Annotated in this window: 9 protein-coding genes; 7 read left to right on the plus strand and 2 right to left on the minus strand. The window is 46.1% G+C overall.

Going from position 1 to position 14,907, the window contains the following annotated elements; translation table 11 throughout:
• Window positions 1–11 precede the first annotated feature (11 nt).
• Genes L0M98_RS07255 through L0M98_RS07265 form a run of 3 tightly spaced genes read left to right on the plus strand, consistent with a single transcriptional unit; the run spans window position 12 to window position 5,877 of the window.
• Window positions 12–1,325 carry a hypothetical protein gene (locus L0M98_RS07255; RefSeq protein WP_227215387.1) on the plus strand — a complete coding sequence of 438 codons (1,314 nt, stop codon included), beginning with the start codon at window positions 12–14 and terminating at the stop codon, window positions 1,323–1,325.
• Window positions 1,322–4,399: a hypothetical protein gene (locus tag L0M98_RS07260; protein ID WP_227215386.1), complete on the plus strand. Its 3,078-nt coding sequence runs from the start codon at window positions 1,322–1,324 to the stop codon at window positions 4,397–4,399. Before L0M98_RS07255 ends, L0M98_RS07260 begins: the two co-directional genes overlap by 4 nt.
• Before the next feature lie 17 nt (window positions 4,400–4,416).
• Window positions 4,417–5,877, plus strand: coding sequence for a helix-turn-helix domain-containing protein (locus L0M98_RS07265; RefSeq protein ID WP_227215385.1), 1,461 nt, complete (start codon window positions 4,417–4,419; stop codon window positions 5,875–5,877).
• 92 nt (window positions 5,878–5,969) lie between these two features.
• Here L0M98_RS07265 and L0M98_RS07270 read toward each other — a convergent pair whose 3' ends face one another.
• Window positions 5,970–6,683 (minus strand): hypothetical protein, encoded by a 714-nt coding sequence (locus tag L0M98_RS07270; RefSeq protein WP_227215384.1) that lies wholly within the window; start codon window positions 6,681–6,683, stop codon window positions 5,970–5,972.
• Window positions 6,684–6,922: 239 nt separating this feature from the next.
• Between L0M98_RS07270 and L0M98_RS07275 the strand changes: the two genes are divergently transcribed.
• The 3 genes from L0M98_RS07275 to L0M98_RS07285 all read left to right on the plus strand — a co-directional run bounded on the left by L0M98_RS07275 (window position 6,923) and on the right by L0M98_RS07285 (window position 11,150).
• The gene (locus tag L0M98_RS07275) at window positions 6,923–7,231 is read left to right on the plus strand and encodes an HU family DNA-binding protein (protein WP_176554875.1); all 309 of its coding nucleotides are present in this window, start codon (window positions 6,923–6,925) and stop codon (window positions 7,229–7,231) included.
• Between the two features lie 189 nt (window positions 7,232–7,420).
• Window positions 7,421–8,968: an Rne/Rng family ribonuclease gene (locus L0M98_RS07280; RefSeq protein WP_099290151.1), complete on the plus strand. Its 1,548-nt coding sequence runs from the start codon at window positions 7,421–7,423 to the stop codon at window positions 8,966–8,968.
• A gap of 160 nt (window positions 8,969–9,128) precedes the next feature.
• Window positions 9,129–11,150: a protein-disulfide reductase DsbD family protein gene (locus L0M98_RS07285; RefSeq protein WP_227215383.1), complete on the plus strand. Its 2,022-nt coding sequence runs from the start codon at window positions 9,129–9,131 to the stop codon at window positions 11,148–11,150.
• Between the two features lie 60 nt (window positions 11,151–11,210).
• On the opposite strand, the gene L0M98_RS07290 is transcribed toward L0M98_RS07285, so the two are convergent.
• Window positions 11,211–12,446 (minus strand): MFS transporter, encoded by a 1,236-nt coding sequence (locus L0M98_RS07290; RefSeq protein ID WP_227215382.1) that lies wholly within the window; start codon window positions 12,444–12,446, stop codon window positions 11,211–11,213.
• Window positions 12,447–12,786: 340 nt separating this feature from the next.
• On the opposite strand from L0M98_RS07290, the gene L0M98_RS07295 reads away from it, so the two are divergent.
• Entirely contained in the window at window positions 12,787–14,907 is a 2,121-nt protein-coding gene (locus L0M98_RS07295; RefSeq protein WP_227215381.1) for an HRDC domain-containing protein, read from the plus strand.

A 14,907-nucleotide genomic window follows, 5' to 3' on the forward strand; every position in this document is an offset into this window, starting at 1 on the left:
CTGTTTTTTTTATGAAACTGAAGCATCGACATATCATCAGCATAGTTTTCCTGCTTTGCAGCTTGCTGGGATTCACCTCGTGCAACAAGGAATCCTTTAAACTGTCTCGCGAAGAGGGAGAAGAAAAGGATAACAGCGTGTTCCTCACTTTCCACACTGACGTGGCAGGAGGTTTTTCCCGCGCGGGTGAGGGTGAAGAGGGCGCTGACGAGAAGATCAGGCAGTTGCTGATCGTGATTGTGTCGAAAGAACCGGGGGATGACGGCAAGTGGGAGGTGGAACACAACCGCCTGGTAAAAGGAGCTTCAACCGGAATTCCGTTGACAGACGGGCACACCTTCAAGGTGGAAGCCGGTCGCCAGAAGAGAATTTACCTGATTGCCAACCACGGGAACTTGAAGGACACGGGTGGAAAGCCGTTTGATTTCACCAACCAGGCATTTCTCCCGAATGAATCCGGCAAAGTGCCGGTGGAGGCGTATGTCTTCAAGCCCGATTACAAGCCCGGCGATGACGGCATACCCATGACCGCCGTGTACGATATCACGGTACCGGACAAGGAAAATATCACAAACGATGAATACGTATTAGGATACACGCTGTACGTGGTGCGGGCTGCCACCAAATTCTCGTTCAATTTTGAAAACCGTTCGCGGAGAAAGATTTCCGTGACCGGCATTGAGGTCGAGAACCTGATAACCGACCAAATGTACCTGATGCCTCACGTGAACAAGAATGCCGGGGGGCACTGTTGGGTGGTCGATAGTACAAGCGTGAACAATTATAAAGAATTACCCTTCGACGAAGGGGCATCCAACGCCACGGACAAGAATTGGATAGATTGGATGGTAAAAGAAACGAAAAAAACGGAAACGGACCATTACGAGTGGCTGACGGACTATGAGGTGCCGATGGGAACGACGCATGTTTCTCACGGGTTGCTCTCCTCCTCGCTGGTGCTACTGGCAAAGACTGGCGAGATGTTTCCCGAGGTAGCTTCCGCCGCTATTTACTTGCCGGAGAGCAAGAGCGTGAAAAGCGGAGATAACGATTTGAAGCTACAGGAATACAAAGTGACCATTCGCACGGAAGAAGAATTATTGGATGGAAACGAAACGATAGCAATTTATACTTCTTATACTTCCACATTGCCACGCCTCGGTTCGCTCTTCCGTAACACGCACGTGAAGGTAAATATCGTGTTTACCCCCCTCGAGTGGCAAGTAGACGTGGAACCGTACTGGGGTGTAGTACTGGATCCGAAATTCGGGTTGGACGACCCTAAAGAAAAAACGAACGAATTCGAGAAATCGCAACAGATATGAAATGTAAGATAACCATATATACCCTCTTGTGCCTGCTGTTTATCGGCACGTTTTCTTGCAAGGACGATTTGTATATTGATGATGAAAGAGTAGGCGAAGGAGAATGCGTGATCAGTGGAACAGTGAAGTTTAAACCTCTTATTCCTACTCTGAATGGGAACTCGCGTTCTGCGGGGGATACCATAAAGGCAATCAAGAGCCTGTGCGTGTTGCTATATAATGAAGAGGGAAATTTGGTAAATAAATATCCGGTTGAGAATTATACTATTACAAATATTAACAGGACAACCGAGAATAGAACGGAATCAATCGGTGGGGAAGACAAGACGTTGCCATTGGCAGAATCCGAAACACCGCGTGCCACCTTCCGTTTGACTGTACCTTACGGGAAGTATTATATCTATGCGGTAGCCAACATGGGGGACTTATCCGGATATAATGACGCTATTAAAACGATAAAGGGATTAAAAAATATTTCTTTAATATGGAACGAAAAAGATATAGGTGCCAATAACCAGATGTTCGGTCATTTCTTCTCGGATGCCCAGAGTAACGAAGCACCTGTATTGACTATTAACAAGCAGAGTGAGAAATTACAAGCGTGGGTCCGTCGTGCCGCTTCCAAAGTGACAGTGGCATTTGACGGTTCGGGCCTGAAAGAGGGTGTTTCGATTTATCTCAAAGCGCTGCGCATAAAAAATATACCTAATTCATGTAGTCTCGGTAACGATAACACCGTCAAGAGTGACGAGAATCTTATTCCAACAGGAGAAGAGGTAGTGTACAGCGAATCCGCGAGTTATGATGCGAGCTATCCCGCGCTCATCACAAAAGACGCACCTTGCTACCCGAGAGTACAGAAAACGGGTGAAGACGGAACAATCTCATGGGTGATGGATCCTAACGCTCACTCTGAGAATAACCCTAATTCGCTTTTCTTTTACGAGAATATGCAGGGAGAAGGCCCCAATAAACAGCAATTTGATGACAACAATGATGGTGTTCTTGATGAAATGTATCCATACAAGGAGAAGCCATACGCCACATATATCGAGGTGGATGCCTACTATGAATCGACAAATCCAGAGCGCCCGGGCATCTGCAACATAACCTATCGTTTCATGCTTGGACAGGACGTTATAAAGGATTATAACGCCAAGCGCAATTGCCATTACAAATTGACGCTACATTTCAATGGATTCGCTGATGAGCCCGACTGGCGCATCGACTATGTGACCCGTCTTTGGGTAACTCAGCCTGAAACAGTCGATTACCGAGGTAAGTATTTTGAGCCGGTTTATGAAGAGGGAATTTATAATCAGGGTAACACATTCAAAGATGACAATGCCATTATTGTAACAAGTTTTAGGTACGTGAATGATTCATGGGAGAGACATGAACCGCAGGAATACAAAATCGAGTACAGGGATGCTGGCAGTACACAATTTACTACAACTCGCCCTGACTGGCTTGACGAATTCGAGACAACGGATGATAAGAATGGGACGTACACGTTGAAGATTAAGTATAAGAACCGCTATAAACAGGTAAATATCAACGATACACTTCAAAAGATCCCTGCCAAAAGCGGAATCTATGACCTCTCGACAAAAGGAGGCTCGGAGAGTATGAACACAGCCAACTGTTATGTCGTGGATTCTAAAGGGACTTACCAATTTCCATTGGTCTACGGCAATGCAATTACCGACGGCAGGACTAATTCCGATGCCTACACCTATAAAGCGTGGGGTACAGGTGAGCAATTCCTTAAAATATTCAAGAATTATAAAGATGCCTCCATTGGAAGTCCTTACATTTTGGATGACATTTACGGTAGCGCCAATAATGCACCTACTGGATTGTCGGCATCGTTGGTATGGCAGGATGAAAATAATCTGATTACAGGCATCCAATACGACAAAACGGCTTATACTCATGGTGGCATCCGATTCACAGTCGGTAATGGCATAAAGGAAGGTAATGCCGTTATAGCACTTAAGGATCCGTCCGGCATAATAATTTGGAGCTGGCACATATGGGTTACTGCGGTTGACCTTTCAAGGAAAATAACACTTACCAATGCCAATATACACGGCAATCGGAACTTTGAAATCATGCCTGTCAATCTCGGATGGTGTTCCGGAGGCATCCCGGTCCGGTATTACGACAGACATGAATGTGAGGTGAGATTCACCCAGCTTATCAGCGGTGATGGACAAGAAGGTGTCTCGAAGACTGTGAAAATCATACAGGAACCTCACATTGCACTACCCGTGGGTAATAATCCTTACTTCCAATGGGGGCGTAAGGACCCTTTCGTAGCCGGTGGAAATGCAAATAAGACAATCAAAACCTGGTATGACGCAGGGGGCAATACGCAAAATTCTGCTCCGGCAATGATGTACACCGGTACCGATAATACCAGAGTGCCTACATACCGGGCAACGGCTGCCCTTATTCAGAATCCTGACAAATGGCAGAATGGCCCACGCAAAGCAGTTGGAGCGGAAAAATATGAGCCGGCTGATAATGAAAAAATATTTTTTAATCTATGGGACAACAGCTGTTGGGACGATAACGATGATGTAGTCAAGACAGTCTATGATCCGTGTCCGGCAGGTTATCATGTAAGTTCTATCTATACATTTTCAGGCTTTACCAATACAGGTGAGAGTATATACGATAATATAACCAATAGTATGTATGCCGCTACTGAAGATAATATGATGCCGAAGGAAAATGAGGATGGAGAGAAGGATACGGAATACGAAAATTATCGTAACGGAATATTTGAATTTTATACCAATAAAACGAAATTGATATCCTTAGGATTCCCTACAAACGGCTATAGAGATTGGGACGACAACGCTAATTTATTTGAATATGGTAAAGGTGAGATATGGCATGCGCAAGCGTATTCCTGGATAGGGGTATATAATGCATACCACTTGGAGTTTTCACGAGGAATATATAAGAGCGATGGCTCGTTTGCTGTTCGCCCACATATTCGACCTTGGAATAGCTTTTATGCTACCGACGGTATGGCCGTGCGTCCATCCAAAACATTGAAGTAATAAGAAAGAACAGCAGGATGGCGGAGAAGTATGTGACAACCACCGACTATGGTATTGTGCGTTACGGAGCAGCGCTGGAACTATATCGCACTACCGACATGACGGTGAAAGAAATCTGTGAGCAAACCAACACGCCGGTAACGGCGTTTAGAGCATACCTATGGCGCAACCACCGGGAGCTGATGTTTGCCCGCCACGGCATTGAGATTTCTCCCGGGGAGGTAGCCAAGGTCCGGTTGCGGAAGAAGAGCGGGCAAACCGCTGCTGCCCACGCCAAATACAAGGATGCTATTCGGGCGTGCGATGATGTGGCGTATATCGAGTTCAACGTGTCGCAGATAGCTCGCTTGTTCGAACTGAACCCTTCCGCCCTTGGTAACCAGTTACGGAACCACTATCCCGAAATACTGGAACGACGCGAAAAGGAACGGCATCGTTTAGGGGTGAACGACAACTTGCATCGGGGTGTGAAATCGTGGTGCAAGGAGCAATATGCCGAAGCCGTGGAGCACCTGCGAATCACGGAGGATACCATCAGGCAGACCGCTGACTTGTATGGACTCTCGTCCTCGGGACTACGGGAACATTTGCTGTATTATTATAAGGACTTGATTCGGGCACGGGCGAACAAACGCGAGCGTGCAAAAACGAATAAGATCCGGGGAGAATTGACAGGGAACGGCAGGAAGCACGAGCCCATGCCTGAAAGCGAGAAAAAGTATCGTGAGGCGATACGGCTGTACCGGACTACCGCCATGACGCAGGAGGAGATTTGCGCGGCAACAGGAGTCACGGTCATGGGATTGCGCCATCATTTGCGGTTGTGGAACAAGGAGTTGATGGAGGAACGTCACGATGTTGACGGGCGTGGAGAGGGAACCCGTCCTACCGGGACAAAATGTTACCTGAAATCAACAGCCGCAAAGTACGCCGGGGCAATCGAACGGTTGAAGGCAACCGGGAGCCCCATGGCGGAAGTGGCGAAAGAGTTCGGGTTGAATCCCGATGTATTCAGGAAGTATCTGCACGAGCACGAACCGGGGCTTGCCGCTACTCTTGGCAGGACGAAGTTATCGAACGGCAGGTCGGTCTTGGCACGTAGTGCGGAGAAATATAACGAGGCGGTGCGCTTGTATGAAACGACAACCGAAACGCTAAAGTCTATTGCCCGGCGGCTGGGACTGCAATACAAGAGCGTGGGTGGTTTTGTACGCCGTAATCATCCCGAGGCGATAGCGGCTCACGATCGTCTGCTCGAACAGGAAAAGAGATTACAGGAACAAAAAGAGAGCCTGAGCTGCGAAAAGGAACAGACGGAAACAACCGTTTCCGTGCAAGAAGAGGAAACCAAGGAGAAAGAACACATCCTGCAGGTACTGAAACAAACCGGCGGTCACAAAAGAAATGCGGCGAAATTATTGGGTATCGGTAAATCCACTCTATATAATAAACTGAGAAAGTTTAATCTTTCCGAGTAATGAGGGGAGGGTGTCAAAACACACCCTCTCGTCCGTCAGGTCTGAATGCCCATAATGTCGAACCTTCGGCTCCTAAAGTCTATTAAGTCAAATTATTTTTCCAGGTTCAACCCTATTTCCAGTTTCGTGGTTTTTTGCAAAACGGAGGGGATGCCTTGAAGCAATCCTTTGATCATTCCGCCCATGTTTCCCATCGTGGCGGGATCAACGTTATCGAGTCCGGCGAGAATGAGGGGGAATATTTTTTCAATGAAAGGTTTGTCGATAAATAATTTCGCCGTGTTGCCTTCCAGCTTGTAGTTTACCGGGATGCCGTTCTTTACCATTTCAACGGCCTCGTTCAGCGTGGCGTTGTTTCTCAAGCTGTCTGCCGGCAAGGAAGCTAGAAGATTGTCAACATTCGGGAAAAAGAGGATTTGCTCGCCTTTTACCTTGTATGTAACCATTCCCGGTTTGGATTTTTCCCATTGAGGTTCTGTCCCCTCTTGGCTTGAAACCGCGTAGGTTACAACAACATTACCGTCTTTCTGGAACGTGATGTCTTTTAATTGTTGAGCCAGCTTGCTGCTTCCCATGGGAACGACCATCGTGGGGATTCCTGTAACCTTGAAGAAGCCCAGCACGGCATCGTTGGATGCTTCCCATGTCATGAATAGAGGTCCGGACACGAACTTCGGTTTCCCTCCCGGGACTTCTTCCGTTTTGATTTGACTAAGTTTCCATGTTCTGACAATCCCGTCGTTGCAGGAAGAGAATAAATGTAATGCACAAAGCATCATGAACACGCATACAATAGATTTTCTCATACTTCTTTTAATTAAATTGTAAATTATACTATAAAAACGACGAGTTAGCTGTTATCGGGTACAAATATAGGAAAAAAGATGAGAAAATTGTTTTATTACGGGTACGATTATAGGGTTTATCCTTTGCTTGAATAACATAGACATCAAAAAATATTGACAAAAATGGCGAAGTTTGTTTCATTGTTTGTGGAAAAGATATATATTTGCAGACTGAAATCTAGGATAAATGAAATATATTATTGAATATTAAATACTTAAAGAAAATGACAAAGGCGGACATTGTGAATGAAATTTCCAGAACCACTGGTATTGAAAAAGTTGCAGTACAAACGACTGTTGAAGCTTTCATGGAAGCGATTAAAGGTTCTGTAATTGATGGAAAGAATGTGTATTTAAGAGGTTTTGGTAGCTTCGTCGTGAAACAGAGAGCAGAGAAAACCGCTCGTAACATTTCCAAAAATGTAACAATCAAGATCCCGGCTCACAATATACCTTCGTTCAAGCCTTCGAAGAGTTTCGTGAATCAGGTTAAAGATCAAGTAAAATAAAGAAAGGAGTGAAATTATGCCAAGCGGAAAAAAGAGAAAAAGACATAAGATGGCCACTCACAAACGGAAGAAGAGACTTAGAAAGAATAGACATAAGAAGAAATAGTCATCGTTTGTGAGTAGAAAATATAAACCTAAGGGCTACAGTGCCTTTAGGTTTATTTTGATTAATAGATTAATTATCGGGTAGTGAATACTGAGTTAGTCATAGATGTAAAAGCGGAAGAAATTGTGATCGCTTTGTTAAAAGACAAGCGATTGGTAGAGTTGACGACGGAGAAGACTAGCGTAAAGTTTGCAGTAGGGGATATCTACTACGGGAAAGTTAAGAAGATTATGCCCGGGTTGAATGCTGCTTTCGTTAATGTGGGCTACGAGAAAGACGCCTTTTTACATTACCTTGATCTCAGTCCCCAGTTTTATTCTTTAGACAGTTATATCAAACAGTGTATCGCCCGGAAAGGGATGCCTGTCGCTAAATTGAAGCTGGAGCCGGAAATCAACAAGAATGGGAAAATCGGGGAAGTGCTTTCCGTGGGACAATACGTTGCCGTGCAGGTGGCGAAAGAACCTATATCTACGAAAGGACCGCGTTTGACGTCTGAGTTAAGTATCGCCGGTCGTCACCTTGTGTTGATGCCTTTCTCTGAAAAGGTATCGGTGTCACAAAAAATTAAGTCGGTCGAGGAACGGAAGCGTTTGAAACGACTGATTGAAAGTATACGCCCCAAGAATTACGGGGTGATCGTCAGAACTGTCGCCGAGGGGAAGAACGCGGAGTTGTTTGACAGTGAATTAACAGAGCTTGTGGAGCGTTTTGAAATGGCTTTCAAGCATATTCGGGATATCGAACCTCCCAAATTGATACTGGGGGAGATAGACCGGACCAGTGTCATTCTCCGGGATATTTTGAATCCCTCGTTCGAGAATATATATGTCAATGATTTAGCCGTGAGTAAAGAAATTAAACGCTATATCAGTACAATAGCCCCGGAGAAAGAAGATATCGTGAAATATATATCTACCGATGTGCCGATTTTCGACCATTTTGGGGTAGATAAACAGATCAAGTCTTCGCTGGGACGTACCGTTTCGTTCAAGAACGGTGCTTATCTTATTATCGAGCATACCGAGGCTTTCCACGTGATCGACGTGAACAGCGGGAACCGCGTGAAGCTGGGAGATGATCAGGAATCCAACGCGTTGGAAGTGAATTTGGCTGCTGCCGACGAGGTTGCCCGCCAATTGCAACTGCGTGACATGGGAGGGATTATCGTGATCGACTTTATAGATATGCAGAGTGCGGAGAACCGCCAAAAATTGTTCGAGAAAATGCGCTCGGCGATGGAACTCGACCGTGCTAAACACACCATACTTCCTTTAAGTAAATTCGGATTGATGCAGATTACCCGCCAGCGGGTGCGTCCGGAAATGACCGTGACGACGACGGAAACTTGCCCCGTTTGTCACGGGAGCGGGAAAGCGGATGCCGCTATTCTGGTGATCGACAAGATTGAAGACCAACTGGAATACCTCGTGGAAGAGAAGAAAATTAAATATCTGGTGTTGAAGGTACATCCGTTTATCGAGGCGTATCTTAAAAAAGGTTTCTGGTCACTGCGCAGGAAGTGGGCTTTTAAGCATCGTATACATTTGAAAGTGGTCGGGGTGCCTTCTTTTTATATTTACGAGTATAAGTTTTTTAATCGTTTTAATAGAGAAATAGAATCAGAATAGGTAGTTTTACTTACAATTTTGTTTTCTCGTATTAAATCGATGTTAAAATAGTACCATGGATTTGCGCTACTGCAAATTAATGGTACTTTTGTGTCCGCTGTGTGATAATGCATACGATTTCGAGAAGCATGCAATTTGATGTTTTATTAAATAATTTTTTATGAAAAAAAGACTATTGACGTTGATCTTTACGTTGTTCATGGGTGCCTTCTCGGCTTTTGCCCAGATCTCCGACCCGACCAGTTGGACGTTCTCGCAGGAGAAAACCGGGGATAACGAGTACACTTTGACCTTTAAAGCAACAATCCAACCCGGGTGGACGGTTTATTCAATCAATACCCCGGAAGGAGGACCTATGCCAACATCAATCTCGATCGAGGAAGTTGGTAAAGGTGTAGAATTGGTTGGGGCTCCGGTAGAGAGTGAACCGCACAAAAAACACGATGATGTCTTTAAGGTAGATGTGCTGTATTTCACGGACACGTATACCGTAAAGCAAAAGATCAAGGTTACCGATCCGGGAGTAACTGCCGTGACCGGTAGTGTTGAATTTCAGGCTTGCCAAGAGGGTGCTTGCGTGCCGGGTTCAAAAGATTTTACCATTAAGTTAGAGGACAAAGGTGGTGCTAAAGCTACTGTTGCTGAGGCTTCCGCGGAGAAGGATGCAGAGCAGGACGATAACCTGTGGATATTCTTCTGGGTAGCATTCGGTAGTGGTTTGCTTGCTGTCGTGATGCCTTGCGTGTTCCCGATGATCCCGATGACGGTATCATTCTTTATGCACGGGGATGCCAATAAGGCTAAGGCAAAAGCTAAAGCTATATTCTTCGCTTTATCCATCGTCGGTATTTACACGGCGTTGGGATTGATTATCTCTTTCCTGTTAGGACCGGGATTTATCAACTGGTTGAGCACGAACTGGCTGCCTAATATTTGCTTCTTTATCATATTCATGGTTTTTGCCGCTTCCTTCTTCGGGGCGTTCGAAATCGTGTTGCCGGCTTGGTTGGTGAACAAATCAGATAAACAAGCGGATAAGGGCGGATATGTAGGTGCTTTCTTCATGGCATTCACGCTGGTACTGGTATCATTCTCTTGTACCGCACCGATCGTGGGAACCGTGTTGGTCGAGGCAGCTCGCGGATCCGTGTTACGTCCGATTATCGGTATGTTAGGATTCTCTATCGCCGTGGCTTTGCCTTTCGGGTTCTTTTCGTTTTTCCCCTCGAAATTGAGCAATCTTCCGAAGTCCGGAGGTTGGTTGAACGCCGTGAAAGTGGTATTAGGATTTATAGAGATCGCTTTAGGTCTTAAATTCTTGATGGTAGCCGACCAGACTTATCACTGGGGATTGCTAGACCGTGAGGTTTACATCGCTATCTGGGTTGCTGTATTCACTTTGCAGGCATTGTACTTGATGGGTAAAATCAAATTCGCTCACGATAGTGAATTGACTCATATAGGTGTTCCTCGTTTGGTAATGATTATTATCACGATGTCATTCGTGATCTATTTGATACCGGGTATGTTTGGTGCGCCGTTAAAAGCTCTTGCCGGATACTTCCCGCCACAAGAAACGATAGACTTCGATATTAACCGTATCGTTCGCGATAACGCCAAGGAGATCATGAAAAGTGGTGTCCGGGTGGGGAATCAATCTTCCAACGGTGTTTCCGATGAGCCGGTGAAATATTCCGACTTCTTGCACTTGCCTCATGGATTGGATGGATATTTCGATTACAATCAGGCTCTGAAAGCCGCACAGGCGCAAGATAAGCCCTTGTTTATCGATTTCACGGGTCACGGTTGCGTGAATTGCCGAGAGATGGAGCAGAGTGTATGGTCTGATCCTCGTGTGATGGAGATGTTGAAAAACGACTATGTTGTTGTGGCTCTCTACGTGGACGATAAGACCAAATTACCGGCAGAGGAAGTATATGTTTCCGACTATGACGGTAAGAAGAAAAACACGCTTGGAAAGAAAAACACTGATTTCCAGATCAAAATGTTTGAATCCAACGCTCAACCGAACTATATATTGCTGGATAGCCGTCATGGAAGTGACAAAGAGCTGAAACCACATGTATTGCAACCAGCCAGAGGTCATAACAAAGACCGGGATGCATTCGTGAAGTTTTTGCAAGACGGTTTGAAAGAGTATAAAGCTCGTGCCAACAAATAAGATTTGATTAATAATAAGAGAGAAGAGGGGTTTCCATTGCGGAAGCCCCTCTTTGCTTGCTCAAATATTTCGAGTCTTTCCTTCGATAGTTAATCGTCCGACCGCGAACAGGGAGGGGATAAAGAAGGAGATAATACCGATGGCACAGACAACGAGTCCGCCGATGGCGAAGGTGTTCGAGATGCCGATATTGTCGGCGATAAATCCGGTTCCCATTAGCCCGATCATGGAGGGGAACATGCTGATGCTCATGAATATGGAAAATACACGACCGAGGACGGCGGGATTGACCTTTGTTTGTACCACGGTCATGAACGAGGCGTAGTACACGGAGCCTGATACGCCCTCTATGGCTGTCAGTATCACGAACCACACGAACGCCGTGGGCGGTAAAAGCCCGGAGAACAGGAATGATATACCTAGCAGGATATACATTGAATTAATCAGCACTATTTTATTGACCTTGTATTGACGGAGGCTTAACACGAGTCCGCCCGCGAGGGAACCGACGCTCCATATTGCCTCTACCAGACTCATCTGGTAAGCACTTCCGGAGAAATGATTGAGAGTCATCAACGGGAACAATACGCTGATAGGCATGATAAAAAGAGTTGCCAGTATGGAAAGCAGGAAAAGGAGTGTCATTCCTTTATGGCTCGTGACTTCCCTTTGCGCCTCCCGTAAATCTTGCCATAGGTTCAATTTCGTTTTCGTTTCACCGGGTTTCGGGTTGGGGATGGTGACAAACAATAACGAGGTACAAGCGAGTAACGCACCTGCCACGTCAAGCATAAGAACGTAAGTCATATCGAGCATCGTGATGGCTAATGCCCCTAAAGCGGGCCCCGCGATGTTGCAGACGGATTGTATGATCTGGTTGATTCCCGCGACGCGTAAAAGCTGGGATTCCGGTGCCAACAAGGGGATGGACGCTTGCATGGAGGGCATGTGGAAGGCCGATCCGACAGAACGTAATGCCAGTAACGTGTATATTGCCCATACCTCTGCCTGCCCGAAGTAAAACAGTACGGCAAGAATGAAGGTGCAGAAGGCAATAAAACTATCCGATAGTATCATAATCCATTTCCGGCTCCAGCGATCGATGAGGATACCGGAGAATAGACCTAACACGGCTTGCGGGAGTAAGGCCGATATCGTGGCAAATGCCAGTGTTTCAGCCGACTTGGTTTCGAATGTCAGCCATAATATGATAGCGAAATTAACAAGTGAACTGGTCAGAATGGAGAAAAACTGTCCTGTCCATATAATAGCGAATACTTTTTTCCAATTATTCATGGTTGTTTTGTATGAATTTTAAACGTTTAACGCATCTCACCCCGGGATGTGTCGTTTCTTTTTTAAATAATAAATGCGAAAATAGAATCTTTCCCGTGAATGGAAAGTTTCTCAAGATAGCCGGAAAAAACAAGTCCCGGACTTCGTTAGCCTCTCACCCTGTAATTTCTTGCCATAAAGAAATGATAAATCTTCATAGATGGTATTTCATGTAAATTTCCACGAAAATAGATATATAATATGAATAATCCTAATAAAATGTGTAGATTTTCCATATCTTTGCATAGTAGGGCGTCTGTAATGACCTGAATATGTAATAATTCACGAAAAGTGTTGATTCATGGAAAGTAATCCACAATTAGAGTTGGCGTTTAATTTCTTGGAATATACCGGGGTGAACGTGTTCCTGACGGGAAAGGCGGGAACGGGAAAGACCACGTTTCTGAGGAACTTGAAAGAGCGTTCCCCGAAGCGGATGATCGTGGTGGCTCCGACGGGTGTGGCGGCGATTAACGCGGGTGGAGTGACCATTCACTCGTTTTTCCAGTTGCCTTTCGGGCCGTATATACCGGGTGTCACGGATGTGATAACGCATGACGGGAAGGCTCGTTTCACGAATAAGTTCAGTCGGGAAAAAATAAATATTATCAAGACGATCGACTTGCTGGTGATCGACGAGGTGAGTATGGTGAGGGCGGATTTGCTGGACGCGGTGGACGACGTGTTGCGTCGTTACCGGAACCGTAACGAGGCTTTCGGCGGGGTGCAGTTGTTGTTGATCGGGGACTTGCAACAGTTGGCTCCCGTGGTGAAGGATGACGAATGGATGTTGTTGAAACAACATTACGAGTCGGCTTATTTTTTCCATAGCAAGGCGTTGGCGGCAACCCGTTACGTGCCGATAGAGCTGAAGCAGGTGTACCGTCAGCAGGATGGTATCTTTTTGGAACTGTTGAACCGGATAAGGGAAAAACAGATTGATGCCTCCGTGTTGAATACTTTGAATCAACGATGTATACCGGGATTTACCCCTTCGGATGAGGACGGGTATATCACGCTGACCACGCATAATCATCAAGCGCAGCGGATTAATGATCTGAAAATGGCGGCATTGAATACCCAAGCCTACACGTTCAGGGCGGAGATAAAAGATAATTTCCCGGCGTACTCGTACCCCACGGATGAATTACTCGTGTTGAAGAAAGGGGCACAGGTGATGTTCGTGAAGAATGATTCCTCCCCGGAGAAACGTTATTATAACGGGAAAATAGGCAAGATCACGGCGATTAATAATAACACGATCGAAGTCGTGGGGAAAGAGGACGGAATGCGGATTCTGGTAAACCGGGAGGAGTGGACGAACACGAAATACACGTTGGACGAAGAAACGAAGGAGATCGTCGAGATGGTGGAAGGGCGGTTCAGCCAGTACCCGTTGAAGACGGCGTGGGCGATCACGATACACAAAAGTCAGGGATTGACGTTTGAGCGGGCAATCGTGGACGCGAACGCAGCTTTCGCTCACGGGCAAGTGTACGTGGCGTTGAGCCGTTGCAAGACTTTCGAGGGATTGGTGTTGAGTTCTCCCGTGACGCCCCGTTCACTGATCAATGATAATGCTATCGATCAGTTCGTGAGTGAGGTGGAGCAACATGAACCCGGCACGGAGGAGCTGCATCAGGCACGGCAATCGTACTTCCGGGAGTTGTTGCTGGAACAATTTGATTACGAGTCTATACGTTGGCGGTTGCATTATTTGTACCGGATACTGGACGAGCAATTGCGTCGCTTGTATCCCGAATGGGTGGAGCGTTACCGCGTGGCGGGAGCCCGTTGCGCGGAGGAGCTGTTGATGGTATCGGAGCGATTTCAAAACCAGTTGGAGGGCTTGATGCCGGAAAACGGGGTTTACGAGAACAATCCGGTGATCGCGGAACGGGTACGTAAAGGTGCGGCTTATTTTCGTGAACACACGAAGACAATTTTCGGGGACTTTCTGGAGGAAGCGATACCGGAAATTGACAACAAGGAAGTAAGGAAGTCCGTCGAACAAGCCATGGAACGTTTCCGGGCTGAAATAACCTTGAAAATGGAGACTTTGAAGACGATAGGGAATGGTTTCTCCGTGACCGCTTATTTACGGGCGAAGGCAAAAGCCTTGATTGATGCCCCGAAAGTGAAAATCAAGGCAAAGAAAGCGGGTACGGTAAAGGCGGAAGTGTCCTCCGACATATTGCACCCGAAATTATATACCACGCTTCGGACATGGCGGAATAAAGAAGCCGAACGTTTGAAACTGCCCGTGTACACGGTGTTACAGCAAAAAGCTTTGCTGGGTATCAGTAATCTGCTACCGACAAACACGAAAGAATTACTTGCCGTTCCGGGAATCGGGAAAAAGATAGTGGAGCGCTACGGTGCTTTGATTTTGAGTATGGTAGATGAATATAGAGGGTTTTAA

Source organism: Butyricimonas sp. DFI.6.44 (assembly GCF_022132345.1).
In the GTDB taxonomy this organism is placed as follows: domain Bacteria; phylum Bacteroidota; class Bacteroidia; order Bacteroidales; family Marinifilaceae; genus Butyricimonas; species Butyricimonas muris.

Excerpts from the sequence above, each read along its gene's own strand:
- L0M98_RS07295 (WP_227215381.1), top strand. The coding sequence starts at position 12,787 with ATGGAAAGTAATCCACAATTAGAGTTGGCGTTTAATTTCTTGGAATAT.
- L0M98_RS07260 (WP_227215386.1), top strand. The coding sequence starts at position 1,322 with ATGAAATGTAAGATAACCATATATACCCTCTTGTGCCTGCTGTTTATC.
- L0M98_RS07285 (WP_227215383.1), top strand. The coding sequence starts at position 9,129 with ATGAAAAAAAGACTATTGACGTTGATCTTTACGTTGTTCATGGGTGCC.
- L0M98_RS07255 (WP_227215387.1), top strand. The coding sequence starts at position 12 with ATGAAACTGAAGCATCGACATATCATCAGCATAGTTTTCCTGCTTTGC.
- L0M98_RS07270 (WP_227215384.1), bottom strand. The coding sequence starts at position 6,683 with ATGAGAAAATCTATTGTATGCGTGTTCATGATGCTTTGTGCATTACAT.
- L0M98_RS07290 (WP_227215382.1), bottom strand. The coding sequence starts at position 12,446 with ATGAATAATTGGAAAAAAGTATTCGCTATTATATGGACAGGACAGTTT.
- L0M98_RS07265 (WP_227215385.1), top strand. The coding sequence starts at position 4,417 with ATGGCGGAGAAGTATGTGACAACCACCGACTATGGTATTGTGCGTTAC.